Source organism: Fimbriimonas ginsengisoli Gsoil 348, from assembly GCF_000724625.1.
Classification (GTDB): Bacteria; Armatimonadota; Fimbriimonadia; order Fimbriimonadales; family Fimbriimonadaceae; genus Fimbriimonas; species Fimbriimonas ginsengisoli.
Genome location: NZ_CP007139.1, coordinates 4245176 through 4264197, shown reverse-complemented (window position 1 = coordinate 4264197; position 19022 = coordinate 4245176). Strand labels below are relative to the sequence as shown.

The window sequence follows — 19022 nt, the reverse complement described above, 5'->3', positions numbered from 1 at the left end:
GTTCGGCATTCGGTTTCTACCGTGATGGGTCCGGAGGAGGGAGAGGGGGCTTTAAGAGACTAGCTAATCTTGCGAACGGCCGCGACGACGTCGTTCTCGTCCGGAATGCACTGCAACTCGAGGTTTCGAGCGTAGGGCATCGGTACGTTGAGCCCGCCGACCCGGCCAACTGGGGCGTCGAGGTCGTCGAAGCAGTCCTCTTGGATCCGAGCCACGATCTCCGCCCCGAATCCGCCGCTTCGCCAGTCTTCGTAGACGACGACGGCGCGATGCGTCTTCCGAATCGACGCATAGATCGTCGGCATGTCGAGCGGCAGAAGCGAGATGACGTCGACGACTTCCACGTCGATGCCGTCCTTCGCCAGGAGTTCGGCGGCGGCGAGGTTGACGTGGGTCATGCGGCTGTAGCCGATGAGCGACAGGTCCTTCCCTTCCTTGACCACATTGGCCTTGCCAAGCGGAAGCATGTAGTTCGGATCGTCGGGCACCATCCCCTTCGTGGCGTACAGACCCGGGTTCTCGTAGAAGATGACCGGATTGTCGTCGGCGACCGCCGTCTTCAGAAGTCCGTAAGCGTCGCTGGCGAACGCCGGCGCCACCACCTTCAGGCCGGGCACGTGGGCGAACCACCCCTCCATCGAGTGAGAGTGCTGTGCCGAAAGCTGCTTGGCCGCGCCACCGGGTCCACGGAAGACGATCGGGCACTTGACCACGCCGTTCGACATGTAATGGATCTTCGCCGTGTGGTTGATGATCTGGTCGAGCGCGAGGATCGAGAAGCTCATCGTCATGAACTCGACGATCGGTCGAAGACCCGCCATTGCCGCGCCGGTCGCGATTCCGGCAAAGCCGGCTTCGGTGATCGGAGTGTCCAAAACGCGTGGGTTGAACTCGCTCTCGCGGGCTCCGTACTTCTCAACCAAGCCCCGAGTGACCTTGAAGGTCCCCTGGTACCGGCCGATGTCCTCTCCCATCAGGAAGACGTCGGCGTTCTTATCCATCTCCTCCTGCATGCTCTTGGTGAGAGCCTCTCGGTAGGTTAATTCGATTGTATTTGACATTCCTAGTGCCCTTGCTCCGGCTTCATGTCGGAATAAATGTTGTCGTAAACCTCATCCGGATCCGGGAACGGCTGGGCATCGGCTTCCTCGTAAATCTTCTCGACCCGCTCGAGCTCCTCGGCGTCGATCGCTTCGAGAACCTCCTCGGAGACGTACTGCTTTTCGAGCAGATAGTTCTTGAGGCGCTGGATCGGATCGCGCTTCTGGTTCTCGGCTTCCTCTTCCTTGGTTCGGTAGAGCTGCCGGTCGTTGTCGGCCGCGCCGTGGCCGGCATAGCGGTAGCACATCACTTCCACGAAGTACGGCTTCTTGTTCTCGCGAACCCAGTCGACGATGCGTTGGGCGTCCTTCCGCATCTGGATGACGTCCATGCCGTCGATCCGCTCGCTCTTAATGCCGAATGGAATGCCTCGCTTCCAAAGCTCTGGGTCGGCGGCGTGGTACTCCAGCCGAGTCCCCATCGCGAACTCGTTGTTCTCGATGATGAAGATGCAGGGCAGGTCGTACAGGCCGGCCATGTTGAGCGTTTCAAAGACCACGCCCTGGTTCGCCGCGCCATCACCCATGAAGTTCAGAACGACTTTGTCTTCCTGACGGTACTTCACCGCGAAGGCGAGTCCCGCTCCCAGCGGAAGATGCCCGCCGACGATACCCCAGCCTCCGTAGAAGCCGTTCGCCGGGTCGAAGATGTGCATCGAGCCACCCTTTCCGCCGGCGGTACCACCCTTGCGGCCCATCAACTCGGCGAAGACCGCGACCGGATCGGTGCCAAGGATTAACGCATGGGCGTGGTCGCGGTAAGCGGTAATGACATAGTCGTGACCCATCCGGATCGAGTGCAGCCAGCCGGTTGCCAGCGCTTCCATTCCGATGTAGGTATGCATGTAGCCGCCGATTTTGCCGAGGCGGTATGCAACGTTTGACTTCTCTTCAAAGTGCCGGATGAAAAGCATCTCGCGGTAATAAGCTTCGAGCTGCTCTTTCGACTCTTCGATGGGTTTGGCGGGGGTTTTTTTCTCGGCTTGTTTGGCCACAGGTTCCTCAAATAGAAGGTTGGGAGGTGGTGGCCCGACATGACCTCGCCGTTGAGGCAGTCGGGACCCTATGGCAAGTTATACCCGCGCCAGGAAAGCCCACGGCTCCAAATTCCTATTCGACTACAAGGTGAGGGGCAGGATGCGGACTTCCACATCTACTTCCCCTCGCTCGGTGATGACCCGCAAAGATTCCCCGTTCGACGCAACCTCGTTTCGAACTGTCGCCCCGCCAATGTGGCCGAATGTAGGAGACTCGGCAACGCTGGTCAGCACCCCGACCGCGCCCTGTCCAGCGCCGTGAACTTCCCCACCGACCTCAAGGGGACCATCGGCGAGCAGGCCGACCCAAGTCTTATTCGTGTGGCCCCGGCTGTGGATCCGCATCAGGACTTCTTGCCCCACATAGCATCCTTTTTTGTAGCTGACGTGCTTTGCTTCAAAGCTTGGGCCGAGTTCGGGAGGCATCGTCTTGGCGTGGATGTCGACTCCGAACATCGGAATCCCGGCCTCTAGCCGGGCGGCGTTGAACGCCTCCGCGGTGACCGGTTCGAACTCGAGCTCCACCTTGTGAATGACGTCTCTGGCCGACCGGGGAACCCAAAGATCCCACCCTCCGAACCCGGTCCGGTCGGACTGCATACAGAGGACGGGCACGCCCTCCACCAGCGTTTCACCCGCGCTTGCATCGGGAAGGCTCATGAGTTTCGAGAGCCGTTCCGTCGCCGTCGGCCCCTGGATACTGATCAAGTGGAAATCGGACGTCGCTTCGCCGGCGGCCACGTCTTCCATGATCACCATCTCCTCGGCACGGCGAAGAAATGCCGGCAGCGTCTCCCGGTCGGTCGTCATCGCAATTCGCCCCTCGAACCCCCAGGCGTCGATAACGGATTGGATCTGCCCCGTCGCGGAGCAGAGACAAAACGAGACCGAGTTGCCAGGATCAAGCGAGCGAACGTCGTTGGTCACCTGCCCCTGCAGCCAATCTTTTCGGTCCTCGCCCGTAATCACGGCGAGTGCGATTCCCGGGAGACTAAGCAGGCCGCAATCGGATCGCAGGCGGTCGTCGTTCATGCGAAAGTATCTACGAGGCTCCGGCCGCTGTCGTTGACGTAAAGACGCGTGGTAAGACTGCCGCAGGCTTCAAGATTACGTGGCACGGCCCCCGCCCCTGCAAACAAGTCCGTTGAAAGTCGCAACTTACCAACTTGAATATGAGCACCACCGAGGATTTCATCCCTAACCTGCGGGTCAACCCGCATGCATGGCGCGCTTCGGGCCATGCCGTGATCGTCCAATGACCCCGATCTTAGTCGGACTCGTGGGGTTGGGGCTGATTCGCACCGTGAATGCCGAGGTGCACCGGTTCGAGCGGCTCGCGGCCACCGAGATCTCTTCCCTTCTCTCAGGCGATCGCAAACGTGTCGACATCAAATCGAGCGTGGGCCCGGAGGCGATCTTTGGCGATATCCACCGGGTGTCGATCGTCGCGTCCGGCTTCTCGTCGGACGGCCTCCCGCTCTACACGGAGCCGTGGCGGTCTCAGCGAGGCGTCTTGCACGACCTACGCATCGACATGCGCGACTTCACCCTCCGCGGCCTGCGCGTAGCGAGGTTGCAAGCGGATATTCCCGACTGTCGCTTCGATCTCGCCCTCGCCCTTCGCGATCATCGCTTTCGGCTCAGCCGAAGCGGCTTAGGCATTGGCGAGGTGGAGGTAACGGCTGCCGATCTGGAAGCGTTCATCCTCGCCAAATTCCACGAGGTCAAAACCGCCCATGTCCGGATGGATCGAGACAAGCTGTTCATCGAAGGGCGGGCCGAGCTGATCCTCCTCACCACCGACTTCTTCATCGCGGCACGCCTCGAGCCGGCCGGCGGCTCTCGCTTGGTCCTAACCCACCCCCGCGTCTTGTTCGATGGCAATCCGGCCGATCCCGAGTTGCAAAAGGTATTGCTGGAAATCCTGAATCCCGTGGTCGATCTCGATCGCGACTTAGGTTTGTCTGGGGCGATGAAGGTAGATCGGGTGGTCTTACGGAACGGCACGTTGCGCGCAAGCGGCGTCACCAAAATCCCTTCGCGCGAGCGGGGCACGAAAACAAATGCCCCGGCGTTGTAAAAGGGCATGGCGGCTGTTTTATCTAAGGAGTATCCTCTCCGCGAGATGCGCCAAGGCTTGTCGCCCGAGGTCACGGTCCTCGTGCCGGTCTTGAACGAGGAAGATACGATCGCAGAGGTTCTGGATCGGGTTCTCGCACTGCCTATTTCGGTGCAGATCATCGTGGTAGACGACGGCAGCACGGATCGAACGCCGCAAATACTAGAGGGCTATGCGGACCGGGTCCTCATCCTGCGGAACGAGAAGCGTGGCGGCAAAGGGAACGCCATCCGAAAGGCGCTGCCGTTTGCAGAAGGGGTGACCACAATCGTCCAAGACGCGGACCTGGAATACGCCCCCGAGCAGATCCCGACTTTAGTTCAGCCGATTCTCGACGGAAAAGCCAACGTGGTCTACGGCAGCCGGTTCTCCCAGGGCCTACCTAAGGGAATGGCGCTTCCGAACAAGGTGGTCAACGTGTTGCTGGCATGGGCGGTGCGGCTCCTCTACTTCCGCCACGTCACCGACGAGGCGACCTGCTACAAAGCGTTCAGAACCGACCTGCTACGTCGAATGAATCTCCAGTGCCAGCGATTCGAGTTCTGCCCCGAAGTAACGGCGAAGTCCATCCGCCTCGGGGAACGAATCATGGAAGTCCCGATCGACTACGTCCCCCGGAGCAAAGCCGCCGGCAAAAAGATCCGCTGGACCGACGCCCCCGACGCCTTCTGGACCCTATTCAAACACCGCTTCGGCAAATTCTAATATTCCGGAGTGGCACTGGCTTCAAACCAGTGGGTCCCAAGGGCATACTGCCCTTGGTCCAATTCTCAGGACCGGGACGGTCCTGAGGTTCATCGGCTGGGAGCCGATGCTACTATGGCTTCGCCTGAATTGCTTCTCTGGTAGCCCTTAGCTCCCGGACGAGCTCCTGCTGGCTCGCCGTCGCCGTCAGATCGCTTCGCGTGCGCTCGACGACCGCCCTCAAGGCGTCGCAAGTGCGACGGAGGCCGCCGGTCATCGAGTCGGCGTAGTCGAAGGTGATCAGGTCCTCGTAGATCGTCTCCATCTGGCGGAGGATCTGTTCGGCTTTGTCCAGACGTCCGTGCCGCATCTCGTCCAGCGCATAGCGCCGAACCTCGCTGGCCGCTTCTCCCATGCCGTTGAGGTAGCTCATCACCTGCGCACCGAGCTCCTCCGCCGAGGGATACGGACGATCGTGCACGATTGCGAGCACCGCGGCCGCCTCCACCATCTCCTTCTCGCTGTCGTGCAGGTAGGCGGGGTTTAGCTCCGGGAACGGGCGCAGCGCATCGCGAGCGAGTTGCGCGGTTGCTTTCGCTTCTTCCAGGAGCCGCTCGGCTTCCTCAAATTGATGCCGGTGAACGTGCCGGATCGATCTAGCCGCGAGCTGGCCCAGCTTCCGGCAGTGGCCAAGCGCCGCCTCCCGCGCTTCGTGCATACCCTGTGCTCTCTCGCGCAAAGTTAATACGATTTGATCCCACTTGTCCGCCAAATTCGATCCCCTCACGAAGGCTTAGTGCCCTGCGTTCTCCGATGATGATGTGATCGAGCACCGGAATGTCGAGCATTTGCCCGATCTCGATCAACTTATGCGTTACTTCCACATCCTCCGGACTAGGCGACGGGTCGCCGCTTGGGTGGTTATGGGCCACGATGATGCTGCTCGCCCCGTCGCGGATCGCCTCCCGGAAAACCTCCCGCGGACCCACGATGCTGGCGGTAAGTGTTCCGATGTGGATGTTCGCCACCCGCATCACCTGCGACTTTGCATCGAGCAGGATCGCCACGAAGTGCTCCCTCTTTTCTCCCTGCAAGTAGCTTAGAAGCTCGAAGACATCGTCGGGCGAGTCGATCGAAGTGATCTCGCCCCGGTTGTTCTTCGCACATCTCCTTCCAATCTCGATAAGCGCTTGAGCCCGGAGTACCTCGAAGTTCTCTAAACCGGTTGCCGCCGTCAGGTCTGTCGCGCCCGCCTCGCCCAACGATTTCAAAGAGCCGAAGCGTTGGAGCGCCTTACGAGCCATCGGTTCCGCAAGAGCCACATCCGATTCCCGCCTGGAAAAGCCGATCGCAAGCAGATCGATCACCGACGCCGCCCGCACCCCGGCATCCCGTACCCTCAGGAGCAGTTCGCGATCCGCCATCGCTAGGGAGTATGCATTTTCTGAGGCGTGGCATGGCGATGGCACCTACTCGCCTAAGGCAAATTCGATCGCCGCGTCAACATGGATGGCCGTCGTATCGAATAGCGGAATCGCACAATCCGATTGCTTGATGAGCATCGGAATCTCCGTGCAGCCAAGGATCGCGCCTTCCGCCCCCTTCGCCGCCAAATCGTCGATGATGGACAGATAACGTGCCTTGGTTGCGGGAAGAAAATTGCCTGTGCCGAGCTCGCCGAAGATCGTGGTGTGGATGAACTCCCGGTCCGCCTCTTCCGGAATCACCGCCTCGATCCCCCGGCTCGCCAGCCGCTCGCGAAAGAACTCCTTTTCCATCGTGAACCGCGTTCCCAGGAGCGCAACCGTCGTCAGGCCAGCACGGCGAATCGCCTCCGCCGTGGCGTCCGCGATGTGGATGACCGGCAAGCCGACCCGCTCCTGCACCCGGTCGGCGATGAGGTGCATCGTGTTCGCACAAAGGACGATTCCCTCCGCGCCCGCATCTCGATGGTGAAGGCAGGCCGCGGCCACCAGCTCGAAGATCGCGTCCCAGTCCTGCTTCGCGTTCAACGCGAGGATGTCGGCATAGTTGAACGAGAAGATGAGGCATCGCGCGAACTGAGGGTCGCCAAGCCGGCGGTTGACCCCCTCGTTCAGCAAGCGGTAGTACTCCCCGGTCGAAACCCAACTGGTCCCGCCGATCAAACCGAGCAGTTTCATAGATCGAATCGTGAGCAGAGCGCGACGACGTCGGCTTTGACCCCGGCCAGGTTCGCCTCGTCGTCCGCCGAGCGGATGACCCGGTCGATCAGGGTCGCGACTTCCTTCATCTCACTCTCGCGCATACCGCGGGTCGTCAGTGCCGGCGTTCCCAGGCGAATGCCGCTGGTGACCAAGGGAGATTTGTCGTCCCACGGCACCGCGTTCTTGTTGCAGGTGATATTGGCGCGGTCAAGAGCCAGTTGGGCCGCCTTACCGGTGATTCCCTTATTCCGCAAGTCGATGAGCATCAGGTGGTTGTCGGTGCCGCCCGAGATGATGTGGTAGCCGAGGGCTTGGAGCGCGCCGGCCAGCGCCTGAGCGTTCCGAATGACCTGGCGGCCGTACTCTTCGAATGCCGGCTGAAGGTTCTCGCCGAACCCGACCGCCTTGGCCGCGATGACGTGCATGAGCGGACCGCCCTGGATCCCCGGAATCACCTGACTGTCCAAAAGCTCGGACATCATCTTCGTGCGTCCACTCTTGGGAGCGACGATTCCAAACGGGTTTTCGAAATCTTTGCCAAGCAAGATCATGCCGCCGCGGGGTCCGCGAAGCGTCTTGTGGGTGGTCGTGGTCACCACGTGGGCGTAGGGGATCGGACTGGGAAGCAGACCCTTGGCGATAAGCCCGGCTGGGTGAGCGATGTCGGCGAAAAGGAACGCGCCCACCGAGTCTGCGATCTCGCGGAACGCCTTGAAGTCGATCGGCCGCGAATAGGCGCTGGCGCCGACGGTGATCATCTTGGGGCGTACCTGCTTTACGGAATCGGCGACCTGATCGTAGTCGAGCCGCTCGGTCTCCCGGTCGATTCCGTAGGCGGTGAACTTGTAAAGCTGCCCCGAAAAATTGACCGGCGAGCCGTGAGTCAGGTGGCCACCGTGTGAAAGGTCCATCCCCATCACCGAATCGCCCGGCTTTAAGAACGTGAAATAGACCGCCATGTTGGCCTGGCTGCCGGAGTGCGCCTGAACGTTTGCGTATTCCGCGCCGAAAAGCTGTTTCGCCCGGTCGCGAGCGAGGTTTTCCACCTCGTCGACCACTTCGCAGCCGCCATAGTAGCGATTGCCGGGATATCCCTCGGCATATTTGTCGGTCAGCACGCTCGCCATCGCCTCTCGCACTGCGGTTGAGGCGATATTTTCGCTGGCGATCAGCTCAAGGTTGTGCTCCTGCCGCGCCTCCTCACGCCCGATCAGCCCGAAGATCTCCGGGTCGGCTTGAGAAAGAGGAATCCGATGCGACGAGGAAGCGGATGAAACCGGGGCCATGCCCGATTATAGATGCTGGGCGCGTTCCTTTCGGCTCTCCGGGGTGGACGCCGGCATTTCCCGGAAGGCGGGAACCACCGAATCGTCCTTCGAGCTCGGAATGTTCGCCGCAAGGTGGGCGTCGTGAACCATCGGATTCGCCACCACCATGATCGGATGATCGATGTGGGTCAGCGCTTCCGAGCAGGTCACGAACTTGTACCCCTTCGCCCTTAGAACGTGGATGATTTTGGGCAGCGCGGCCGCGGTGGCGAGCTGATCGTGCAGCAAGATCAGAGAGCCGTTCTTGATGTTGGAAACGACACGGTCGGCGATCTGGTCAGGGGTCGCCTTGGAGGCTTCAAGCATCTCCGGCGTTACCTTCGGATCTTTCTTGTTCGGCGTGAAGTCGTGCGCGCCGACGTTCCAGTCGACGGTCTGGTATCCCATCGACCGGGCTAACTCCAGGATCGCTTTGTTGTCCCGCATGCCGGGCGGGCGGAAGAGCGCCATGCGCCGCCCGGTGATCTGCACGAACTCGTCGTTACACTGCTCGAGCTCTCGGCGAACGTCGGCCAGCGGAATCGTGCTTAGCCGCGGGTGGTTCTGGGTGTGGTTCCCCACCTCGTGCCCTTCCGCGATCATCCTCTTGATAAGCGCCGGGTGTTCAACCATTCGCTTTCCAACCACGAAGAAGGTGGCGCGAACCCCTTCTTTCTTCAGGATCGCCAGCTCTTGCTGAGTACACAGGCCATGGGGGCCGTCGTCGAGGGTCAGGCAGACCTCTTTCTTTTCGCGCGGACCGCGGCGGAACCACGCCAAGTCGGGTTCGTATTCGTCGTAGCCGATCGAGCGTTCGTGCCAAAAACTTGGGCTCAACGCGTTCCGGATGCCGCCCGCCTCGTCACGAACGAAGTGCGCGAGGATGGTGAGACCAATCAGGCCGGCGACGGTGACGGCGAGCCCGATCACTCTGAGTTTGGAACTTTGGCGTGGCATATGGGAAACCCGGCGATCACCCCCCTGGGGTAAGCCGACGACAAATGAAAATACCCGGCGAAGCCGCTAGTAATAATGGAACTGCCGCCAAGGTGGCCCAGTTCCCATGACTCTTGCGCAAGAGTGCCGAACTCCAGGCGCAAAAAAAGGCGGGGCTGCGATAGCCCCGCCCTTTTTGAAAGCCTTACTTCTTGGTTCCGCTGGGCTGGTTGCCGTACCGGCGCATGAACTTCTCCACGCGGCCGGCGGTGTCCACCAACCGCTTCTGACCGGTGTAGAACGGGTGGCTAAACGAGGAGATTTCGAGGTTGACCACGGAATACTCGACGCCATCCACGGTGCGCGTATTGTTAGTCTTGGTGGTCGAGACGCCGGTCCACTGATGCTCGCCGTCGACGAACAGCACCGGATAGACCTTAGGGTGAATTCCTTCTTTCATGGTCGTGCCTGAGATTACGAACGTGAATTATGGCATTTCGGAGCCTCTCGACGCAACGTCTCCGCCCCCTTCCCGCTACGAGATCGAATCGTTAACCGGCCATGTGCCAGTCGAGATCGCCGTACGTGGTTTGGATATAGTCGATCTGAGACGCGTGGGCCCGGGTGTGATCGGCCGGAAAAGTGATCGCCATCGCCATCGGGAAGGAGGCAAAGCCCATATCGAGCGTCGAGGCAAGCTGCTCCGGCGTCAGGCTATCTAGCCAAGCCAGGTAAGCATTGCTGTTCTCCTCGAGCAGGCCCATAACCTGCTCCCGGGACGTGAACTCCTTCTCCTTAGCTCTCGACCACGCGTCCAAATCGGAAATTTTGTCGAACGGGAACGGCTGGCCGGAAAACCAATCCTGCATCCCCTTGATCGACATAGCCGCGTGAGCGACCTGATGGATCGGGGTCCGAGCGCCGGCGCCGGGAGCCCAATGGAGTCGATCATCGGGAGTCGTTTCCAACGAACGGGAAATGCGGCTTACTGCGCGCGAAAACTCTGCCTTAGCGGCTTCAACGGATTCATTCATCTCATCGATTAGGATACATGCCCAATGTTAGGGCGGCGTTGAAAGTCGAAGATAATTCGACTGATGGAAAAGATGTATATCGGCCTGTCGGGCTTCTCCTATCCCGAATGGAAAGGCGAGGGGCTCTTCTACCCGCCAACAGTAAAGGCCGCCGACTTTCTCCGGTATTACGCGACCCGCTACAACGCTTTGGAGTCGGTCGGAACCTTCCGCCAGATCCCGTCGGAGAGCAGCGTCTCCAAATGGATCGATGCCACCCCCGCCGGCTTCAAGGTCTCTCCAAAGATGCTTGAGTCGGTGACCCATCGAGCGCGGCTCAAACCGGAGGGGATGACCGCGCTGCACGATTTCATTAAAGCGATCGAACCGGCCGAGCGGGCGGGGAAACTCGGCCCGATTCTGGTTCAACTTCCCCCGAACATGAAGCGAAACGACGATTTGCTCGCGGCCTTTCTCTCCGATATCCCGCATCGCGACACACTTACTTGGGCGATCGAGTTCCGAAACGAATCGTGGCAAGCACCCGAGATCGAAGCGATGCTCCGAGCGAAGAACATAGCCTGGGTCGCGGAAGACACCGACAAAGCCGACGCCCAGCGGCGGGACACCGCCGCCCACCTCTACGTCCGCCTGCGGCGCTTGGATTACTCCGACGACCAGCTACAAGAGTGGGCCGCCTATCTAAAATCCGAGGCCGCCGAAGGAAAGGATTGCTACGTCTACTGCCGCCACAAAGACGTCGAAGCCCCCTGGCTCTGGGCCGACCGACTGCAAGAACTAATGAAATAAACCTGGCGTCCTCCGGAGCGGCCCTCCCATACGCCGAAGGCGTGTAGCCGGCACCTACGTGTGCCGCTCGCTACGGCGATGCCGTGTAGCCGCAGGTTGGCTCGTACCTGCGCCGCCCGGTGTACTTCGTACACCGGATCATCGGCGAGGGCGCCGACGCTACGCCGAAGCCGTGTACCCGGCACCCACGTGTGCCGCCCGAGCAAAACGACCCAAACCGGTGACCACATCACCTAGGATGTCGGTGGGATCACCTCGCCCTTCTCCGGCTTCGCCGCGACCGCCGCTTTTCGGGACGATTCCGCCTCCGCAAGAAGATTCGCCGGGAGCTGATCGGTAGCCTTCGCCGAAGGATTAAACAAAGTTTCGGTCAGAGTCACGGTCATCGGAACCGCCCCTGGTTGGATCTGGAAGTGAAGCTCGTAAGAGCGATGCACCCCCAGCAGGAATCGGTCGTACGCGCGGTAGATTTCGGCCGGTACCTCCCAATAACTGTTTCCGTTAGCCAGAAAAGTCCCGAAGCTCTTGGCGTCGATCGGCCGCTGAGACGCCGGCGGGCCGGCCTTGGACGACCATCCGACGAAGACCGGCATCTCAGAAGTCGTCATCGTAAGAGAACCATCGGCGATTCCGTTGGGGAGACGCTCCGTCGGTTCGATCCCCGGCTCGTCCAGCCCCTCGAACCAATAAACGTCGTCAAAAATCCGCTCCTTCGCCTTCGATGGGAGATCGGAGAGCCTCACCGAACCGCCCGCCCGCAACTGGCTACGAACCCCCGCGCCGAGGCTATCCCAGAGCCGTAAGCCGAGATCGTCGGACACGGTGGCCAAAGCACTGTACGGACCGGAGCCGGGAAACAGAATCGAGAGATAGTCGCCAAGCCAATTCACGAACGGCCAACGATCCTCGCAGGCGCCCGCCCAATCCGCGGCGGCATCCACCGTAATGCCGCCCGCCAAGCGGCTATTCCGCAATAGGGTCGCCGCACGAGATCGAGAGGCGCGAGAAAATCGCTCTTGCATTCGGACGACCAACCATCCGTCGTCCCCCACCACGAGGCTGCCCTGGCTCCGCGCGAACAATTGCGACGGGGTCGACTTCCGCTCCTTCCAATACCGAGCCCCAACGATATCGTGGGTAGCTCCGATGAGGTTCCGATCCGCGGCCTGAGCCGCCGCGACAAGGTCAGCCCCGAAGTGCCATTGGGTCGGCTCGAACTGAACCGGATCCATAATGCGCGGCCTCCACTTCAACAAAAGCTCCCGCCGCGCCTGCTCTTCCCCTTCGTTCGCCATCACGATCCGAGCTTCCTTGGCGTCCTTAGAAACTTCAAAAGGAACCTCACCCGGTTTCGGGTCAAAGCGATTCCGTTCCGTGAACGGAATCTTCAGCGCCTTCGAGTCGTCGTTCATCCGCGCAAACCCTTTATCGATCGTCTTGCCGTCGACGTCGACCGCTTCCAACGACATGTTGAACGCGGCGCCGTGCTCCCACTTCTTCGCGATCAACCGGACCCGCGCGACCTGTTTCGTAGGGTCCAACAGTGCCAGCTCGCGACGATATCGGTTGAGGACCGAGACCGCATCGACCGGCAGAGGATGCTGCATCGGCGTCGGACGCTCGGCCCACACCTCGCGGGCGTCGTTTGGCATCCCCAGCAAATAACTTTGGTCGAGCAGAGGAATCAGGCTCGCTAGCGCCCGCCATGCCGGTGATTCTTCCGCCGCCGTCGACGCCACAAACATGTGTTCGTAGTCCTTCGCGGCCTCTGCCGCCTTACGGCGCCTATCCTCGGATGCAAGCCGGTCGACATACCGTTGGATCGACTTACGGTCGAGCTCCGCCGGCTGCTCGGCCAAACGGCCCCGAAGGTAAGAAAGCGAATTCAGCAGGGTCTTCCGGTTGTCGGTCGCATCTTGCCGCTCCCGCCGCCGAAGCGCTTCTTGGTCCTTGACCAACATAAAGACCCCGTTCGGCTCCCGCTGCCACCGAGCGTACAAAGATTGGGCAAGGTGATCGAGCGTGGCGTCCACCGGAGCGTCCTTGACGCGGGCAAGAACCACCTCGTCCGCAAACGCGCCCCCCACCTCCAACCTCCGCCCACTGGCGTCGGAAAGTATCTTCAAAGCCTTCCGGATCGGCGTCGGCGGGAACGAAACGGAGATCTTCGGGGATGTTTGGACCAGCAGCAACGCGAAGATCGGGGTCATCGGGCACTTGACGCAGAAATATGGTGCAAACGTTCGACTTACGGCGCAGCCGTGTAGACGCAGGTTGTCTCGTACCTGCGCGACAACACCCTAACGATCCACAGCTATCGGACAACGATAGGCTCCCGCGCAGGTACGAGCCAACCTGCGGCTACAACGCTTTGCGTTAACGAATCGCAGGCCCGGGTAAGGCCGGAAAGGCCGTACATCGGCTTCAGATTGCCGTCCATCCTGCAGATCGCGACCGCCATCGGAAGATCGAGCCACGGTCCCTCCTTGCGAATATCGCCAGGGCGGGATTGCACTCAACGGGTATCATGCATCTCGATACATGACATACAGTTCGTATGTTTTGTAGCCGGAGTCGGGAGAAGCATGCAAAAGTTCGTCCAAGGAGTTTCCACGTTTCACGAGCGCGGCGCCCAAGAAGTAAAGCCGTTGCTTGCCCATTTGGCTAAGTACGGTCAGCGTCCCCAGGCGTTCTTGATTACCTGCGCCGACTCTCGTATCATGCCGGAGGAGCTGACTCAAGCCGACCCCGGCGACCTCTTCGTGGTTCGCAACATAGGGAATCTCGTCCCCCACGTGGACTCGGCGCGGGCAGGGACGGACACGTCGGTCGCCGCGGCGATCGACTTTACGCTTATCACTTTGAACGTCAAAGACATCGTGGTGATGGGCCACTCCGGATGTGGCGCGATGGAAGCCTTGCTGGCGGGCGAGAGCCCAAGCGGTCACGTCAACCGGTGGCTGAGGCATGCCAAACCCGCCATGGCCCGCTACCGCGAGGGTTACCTCCAAAAAGCCGATCTGAATGAAGTGGATCGTCTCTCGCAGACGAACGTGCTTGCGAGTTTGGAAAACCTGGCCACCTATGACGCGGTGATCGAGCGCTTGGACCGAGGGGAGCTGAATCTCCACGCTTGGTGGTTCGACGTCGCCAACGCCCAGGTTCTCGCGTATTCGGCCGCCGTCGATGGCTTCGTTCTGCTGGACGAAGCTTATGAGGCCGCCGACGGGTCCCGGACTTCGGCGTAAATCGGCTTCCAATGCCGTATCATCTCTCTGTCCCCGGGAGTCCTTACAAAAGACCATGATCTGCGTCCGCCGTTCCCTCATTGCGCTTTGCGCCCTTACTCTGGCTCTCAGCGGCTGTGGCGGCGGAGGAGGAGGAGGAGGCCGAGGTCCCGATAACACCGGCGTTCTGGTCAACACAAATTGGAACGGCGGCGTCGGAGGCGCGGCCGGTCAATCGGAGCGGGTTTCCATCCTCTCGCCGACCGGCACGGTTCTGAGTCAAAAGGTCGTCAACCGGGCGGCAACCACCAGCACCACCTCCTTGACGGCGCCTGCCACGGGATATACCGTCCGGGTCGAGCTAAATTCGGCGGCGAACTTTGGCGGATCGGTCATCGGCATCCTCGAAGACACGGTGGTGTCCGGTTCCAGCGTCCTAAACGTCGCCGTCGGCGCCCCCGTTCAAAGCATTCGGATTTTGCCCGGCACCGCCGACATTTCGATCGGAGGGAAGCTCCGCCTTGGAATTGCGGGACTCGACTCCGGAGGAAATCTCACCTTCGTCAATGCCGGCTCCGTAACCTTTAGCAAGACCGGCACATCGGCGGACGTCGATGCGAACGGCACGGTCACCGGCGTCAGCTCAGGGACCACGACCGTCCGGGCCACCTACACGCCCGGCGCGCTCAGTGCGAGCTCGACGATCAACGTCCAAAAAGCCGGCGTCACCAAGAGCAAGTGGACCGTCATGGTCTTCCTGAACGCCGCCAATAACCTTTATCCCTACGCCATCCCGAACGTCAACCAGATGGAAAAGGTCGCCGGCAACGCCGACGTCCGGTTCGTTTTACAGTGGAAGGAAACCGGCGCGATCTTCGGGCAGGAAAACGTCCACCACGACGGAACGCGCCGCTATCTGGTGAAGCCGGATAACACCGCGACGATCAAGAGCCAGCTCATCCAAGACCTGGGGACCAACGTCGACATGGGAAGCGCCGCCACCCTTCGCGATTTCGTCGCCTGGAGTAAAGAGAACTATCCCGCCGATCGATATGTGTTGATCGTTTGGAACCACGGCAACGGATGGCAGCGCAGCAAGATCGTCGGCCCGCCCGTTCGCGCCGTCAGCTACGACGACCAGTTCAACTCGTTCATCGACATCTGGGACCTGCCGGGCGCGCTTGCGGGTCAGAAGGTCGACATCCTCTCGTTCGACGCCTGCCTAATGCAGATGCTGGAGATCGCATCCGACGTCAAGGGCTCCTGCGACTACATCGCCACCAGCGAGGAGAACACCCCCGGCCCCGGTTACCCGTACGATCGGATCTTCAGCACCTTCGCAAACTCACCCGACCTTTCCACCCGCCAGCTCAGTAAGGCGTTTGTCGATGGGCACGTGACGCTGGATGCTTACAAAAATCTGCCCGTAACGCAGAGCGTCATCGATACCTCGAAAGTGGCCGCCGTCGAAGTTGCGATCGACAACTTGGCGGGGGCGCTAATCGCCAATCAGGCGACGATCGCGGGAGTGATCCCCACGATTCGAAACAACGCTCCGAAGTACGCCGACCCGGGCGACGGCCACGACTACTACGACCTCGTGGACCTGTGCCAGCGCCTGAAGGCGAACCCGACGATTACCGCCGATATCAAGTCGGCCGCCGATGGAGTCATCGCCGCCGTCGGCACTCCCGACTCGAACAACGCGGTGGTTTGGGAAGGGCATACGTCGCTGAGCAGTTTCAGCCATGGCCTATCGATCGACTTCTCGCCCTCAACTCTGGACCAGCTTCGCTACTACTCCAACCTAAATCTCGCCAAAGTCACCCGATGGGACGACTGGTTGCGCATAGCGCCTTAACGGGCGAGACGCCCGGGGTCCGAGGGGCGGGCGAGACGCCCGCGCTCCGGCCCCGGAAAGGTGACGCTACAATGGCGCTATGAGAAGCTTGAGGACGCAGCTCATCGTGAGCCACCTCTTGCTGGTGCTGCTCATGGCGATGGTGATGGGCGGGGCGGTGTTCAACTTCTTTCGCCTCTCCCAGTCCGTGGATAACGTTCTACGCGGCAACTTTCAGACCATCCTCGCCGCGAGAGACATCCAAGCCGCGCTCCACCAGGACGAGAGCGCATTCTCGCAGCTCTTCGACGGCGACTATCAGACCGCGGTTCGTACCTACAGCGAGGCGAATCAACTGCTCGACCGAGGGCTGGAGACGGCCCACCGAACCGTAACCGAACCGGACGAAACCCAAGCTACCTTCGACCTCGAGAGCGAAGCGAGCGCGCTTCAAAACCTTGGCGCCCAAACCTTTAAGGCGAATCGAGTTACGGTCCGGCCCGGAAGCAGCCGATTCTTTCGCGAGGTAGTCCAACCCCTGTTGCGGAGGATGCGCGCGGAGGCGATGTCGCTCTCCGACATCAACGAGCGCGGCGTGCAAACCAGCTACGAGACCGCCAAGAACGAGGCTCAAAGCGCCTTCTACCGCAGCGTCGCCATTACCATCGGCGCCCTGATCCTCGCCTTGCTGCTCGGCTTGCGCATGATTCGGGAGACGCTCGCCCCCCTCGCCGTCCTTGCCGAACAGGCCAAGCAGCTTGCGGCGGGCAATTGGGATCAGAGGGTGGAGATCCGCCGTTCCGACGAGATTGGGGCGTTGGCGCAGAGTTTCGATTCGATGGCCGCGCGCCTCTCCGAAGTAAGGGCGGCCGAAATCCGCCGCCTCCAACGCGCCGAGCAGATGTCGGACGCCGCCCTCGACTCGCTCTATGACCCGGTCGTCGTGACCGATGCCAAGCAACGCATCGTACACCTCAATCGGGCGGCGGAGGGACTGTTTGGGGAGATCCCGGAGGGCGACAAAGTGCCCGTAGCCGACCACATTCCGGATCGTCGCATCCTACGAGGCATCGAAAGCGCGATCAGCAGCGAAAAGGTCTCCGATTCGGAAGATGAAACCGCGCTTATTCCAATCAAGGTGGGTGAAACCGAACGCACGTACCGCCTCCGCACCAGCCCGATGACGAACGACGATGGACAGCTTCTCGGTAGTGTGACCGTCCTCGAAGACATCACCCATCTCCGGGTGCTGGACCGTCTCAAATCCGAATTTATCGGCGTCGCCTCCCATGAGCTGCGCACCCCGGTTACCTCGATGCTGCTTTCCACCGACATCCTTCTCGAGGGCGCCGTCGGGGAGCTGACCGCGGACCAAAAGGAGATCGTTCAGACTCAGAAACAAGACCTGAACCGGCTCGAGAAGTTGATGCGCGACCTGCTGGACGTCACTCGCCTGGAAGCCGGCTCTTCCCCGCCCCGGTTTGAGATCGTCACGCCCGCCGAGCTTATCCGAAGCCCGGTTTTGGGTCTCAAGTCTCAAGCCGCGACAAAAGGGATCGAGCTTGTTGATGAGGCGCCGGAGGGGCTCCCGCCCGTGCGGGCCGATCGCGGCCAGATCGGCAGGGTGCTTACAAATCTCATTGCGAACGCAATTAGGCACACACCGGCGGGCGGAAAGGTATCGGTCAGCGCAACTGCGTCGCAGGATGATGTAACCTTTCGGGTTGAAGACACGGGCGAGGGAATCCCGAAGGATTTCCTCGTCCGTGTCTTCGAGCGGTTCGTACAGGTGCCCGGAGCAACAGGAGGAGGCGCAGGCCTCGGTCTTTCCATCGCGCACCATATCGTTGTCGCACACGGGGGTTACATGGCCGTAGAAAGTGAAGTGGGTAAAGGAAGCACGTTTAGCTTTTCGCTCCCCCTGGCGGTAACCGGCTCGGCGGCGGGATCCACGGCGACGGCGTCCGACGCGGCCGTCGGTAAGGACAGTCAAGTTTGAGCGCAAGCATTCTAGTAATCGACGACGAAACGAACATCCGGACGATGATCCGGCTCGCGCTTGCCCACGCGGGATACAACGTCGAAACCGCTTCCGATGGCCCGGAAGGACTCGCCAAATACGAGAACGGGGCCAAATGGGATCTCGTACTCTTGGACCAGCGGATGCCCGGCATGCCGGGTATCGAGGTTCAACGGGAGATATTCCGGCGTAATCCGCACGCGAGACTGATTCTCATCACCGCTTTCGGCACGATCGACCTTGCCTTGGAAGCCATCCAGGCCGGTGCGTCGGACTTCCTGAGAAAGCCGTTCACGGCGGAAACGCTTCGGCTCGCCGTACAGTCGGCGTTGGCCCGGCAAACCGAAGCCAGCCATACCGTGCCGGTAGGAATGGTTTGCCGCGAGTTCACCCGCACGACGATCAACGGATTCAGTTTCGAGCTCGAAAGCCAAACGGCGGACGACCACTCCGGCGATATGATCTGCCTCTTCGACGTCCATCGCGCCGGCGCTCCCCAGAAGCGTGTGAAGGTCGTTTTGCCGGCTTACGTTATGGAGCTGGTCAAGGCGTACACCGACGCCGAAGAGGTACCGGGCGGAGAGCGCTTCTGGATCGCGATGTGCGAAGAATCTCTTGCCAACCATCTGTGGCAAAATGCTGAGGTGCCGGCCGATGACGTCCTGCGAATAGAGGACCTGTCGACCAGCCTGCAGCGGTGGCTCGATTCGGTCATGACCGTTTCTGACAACAATTGAGATGCC

Annotated in this window: 18 protein-coding genes; 7 read left to right on the top strand and 11 right to left on the bottom strand. The window is 60.8% G+C overall.

Annotation, left to right across the window (positions count from 1 at the left end; genetic code table 11):
• Nucleotides 1–59 precede the first annotated feature (59 nt).
• From OP10G_RS19070 to ygfZ, 3 genes are all read right to left on the bottom strand, one after another.
• Nucleotides 60–1061, bottom strand: coding sequence for an alpha-ketoacid dehydrogenase subunit beta (locus tag OP10G_RS19070; RefSeq protein WP_025228835.1), 1002 nt, complete (start codon nt 1059–1061; stop codon nt 60–62).
• Nucleotides 1062–1063: 2 nt separating this feature from the next.
• Nucleotides 1064–2095, bottom strand: coding sequence for a pyruvate dehydrogenase (acetyl-transferring) E1 component subunit alpha (pdhA, locus tag OP10G_RS19065; protein WP_025228836.1), 1032 nt, complete (start codon nt 2093–2095; stop codon nt 1064–1066).
• 123 nt (nt 2096–2218) lie between these two features.
• Nucleotides 2219–3169 carry a CAF17-like 4Fe-4S cluster assembly/insertion protein YgfZ gene (ygfZ, locus tag OP10G_RS19060; RefSeq protein WP_025228837.1) on the bottom strand — a complete coding sequence of 317 codons (951 nt, stop codon included), beginning with the start codon at nt 3167–3169 and terminating at the stop codon, nt 2219–2221.
• A 223-nt stretch (nt 3170–3392) separates the two neighbouring features.
• Between ygfZ and OP10G_RS19055 the strand changes: the two genes are divergently transcribed.
• Both OP10G_RS19055 and OP10G_RS19050 read left to right on the top strand, forming a co-directional pair.
• Nucleotides 3393–4217 (top strand): LmeA family phospholipid-binding protein, encoded by an 825-nt coding sequence (locus OP10G_RS19055; RefSeq protein ID WP_025228838.1) that lies wholly within the window; start codon nt 3393–3395, stop codon nt 4215–4217.
• A 45-nt stretch (nt 4218–4262) separates the two neighbouring features.
• Complete coding sequence (locus OP10G_RS19050; protein ID WP_038476025.1) at nt 4263–4961, top strand: glycosyltransferase family 2 protein; 699 nt, start codon at nt 4263–4265, stop codon at nt 4959–4961.
• A 112-nt stretch (nt 4962–5073) separates the two neighbouring features.
• Here OP10G_RS19050 and OP10G_RS19045 read toward each other — a convergent pair whose 3' ends face one another.
• The 7 genes from OP10G_RS19045 to OP10G_RS19015 all read right to left on the bottom strand — a co-directional run bounded on the left by OP10G_RS19045 (nt 5074) and on the right by OP10G_RS19015 (nt 10403).
• On the bottom strand, nt 5074–5658 hold the full coding sequence (locus OP10G_RS19045; protein WP_052547846.1) for a translin family protein: 585 nt from the start codon (nt 5656–5658) through the stop codon (nt 5074–5076).
• Complete coding sequence (gene radC, locus OP10G_RS19040) at nt 5597–6364, bottom strand: RadC family protein (RefSeq protein ID WP_025228841.1); 768 nt, start codon at nt 6362–6364, stop codon at nt 5597–5599. The genes OP10G_RS19045 and radC overlap by 62 nt, the downstream gene beginning before the upstream one ends.
• Before the next feature lie 45 nt (nt 6365–6409).
• Complete coding sequence (locus tag OP10G_RS19035) at nt 6410–7102, bottom strand: aspartate/glutamate racemase family protein (RefSeq protein ID WP_025228842.1); 693 nt, start codon at nt 7100–7102, stop codon at nt 6410–6412.
• Nucleotides 7099–8412, bottom strand: coding sequence for a serine hydroxymethyltransferase (gene glyA / locus OP10G_RS19030; protein WP_025228843.1), 1314 nt, complete (start codon nt 8410–8412; stop codon nt 7099–7101). The genes OP10G_RS19035 and glyA overlap by 4 nt, the downstream gene beginning before the upstream one ends.
• A gap of 6 nt (nt 8413–8418) precedes the next feature.
• Complete coding sequence (locus tag OP10G_RS25080) at nt 8419–9363, bottom strand: polysaccharide deacetylase family protein (protein ID WP_025228844.1); 945 nt, start codon at nt 9361–9363, stop codon at nt 8419–8421.
• A gap of 211 nt (nt 9364–9574) precedes the next feature.
• Nucleotides 9575–9829, bottom strand: a complete 255-nt coding sequence (locus OP10G_RS19020) for a type B 50S ribosomal protein L31 (RefSeq protein ID WP_025228845.1) — start codon at nt 9827–9829, stop codon at nt 9575–9577.
• A gap of 91 nt (nt 9830–9920) precedes the next feature.
• Nucleotides 9921–10403, bottom strand: coding sequence for a DinB family protein (locus OP10G_RS19015; protein WP_084179531.1), 483 nt, complete (start codon nt 10401–10403; stop codon nt 9921–9923).
• 63 nt (nt 10404–10466) lie between these two features.
• Between OP10G_RS19015 and OP10G_RS19010 the strand changes: the two genes are divergently transcribed.
• The gene (locus OP10G_RS19010) at nt 10467–11192 is read left to right on the top strand and encodes a DUF72 domain-containing protein (RefSeq protein ID WP_025228847.1); all 726 of its coding nucleotides are present in this window, start codon (nt 10467–10469) and stop codon (nt 11190–11192) included.
• Between the two features lie 233 nt (nt 11193–11425).
• Here the strand turns inward: OP10G_RS19010 and OP10G_RS19005 are convergent, their stop codons facing one another.
• Nucleotides 11426–13402, bottom strand: coding sequence for a hypothetical protein (locus OP10G_RS19005; protein ID WP_025228848.1), 1977 nt, complete (start codon nt 13400–13402; stop codon nt 11426–11428).
• Nucleotides 13403–13777: 375 nt separating this feature from the next.
• Between OP10G_RS19005 and OP10G_RS19000 the strand changes: the two genes are divergently transcribed.
• The 4 genes from OP10G_RS19000 (at nt 13778) to OP10G_RS25075 (ending at nt 19016) form a co-directional block, all read left to right on the top strand.
• Nucleotides 13778–14440 (top strand): carbonic anhydrase, encoded by a 663-nt coding sequence (locus tag OP10G_RS19000; protein WP_025228849.1) that lies wholly within the window; start codon nt 13778–13780, stop codon nt 14438–14440.
• A 55-nt stretch (nt 14441–14495) separates the two neighbouring features.
• Nucleotides 14496–16280, top strand: a complete 1785-nt coding sequence (locus OP10G_RS18995) for a clostripain-related cysteine peptidase (protein WP_025228850.1) — start codon at nt 14496–14498, stop codon at nt 16278–16280.
• Between the two features lie 79 nt (nt 16281–16359).
• Nucleotides 16360–18258 (top strand): sensor histidine kinase, encoded by a 1899-nt coding sequence (locus OP10G_RS18990; RefSeq protein WP_025228851.1) that lies wholly within the window; start codon nt 16360–16362, stop codon nt 18256–18258.
• A complete protein-coding gene (locus OP10G_RS25075) occupies nt 18255–19016 on the top strand; it encodes a response regulator (protein ID WP_025228852.1) in 762 nt (253 codons plus the stop codon). Before OP10G_RS18990 ends, OP10G_RS25075 begins: the two co-directional genes overlap by 4 nt.
• The last annotated feature ends 6 nt before the right edge of the window (nt 19017–19022 follow it).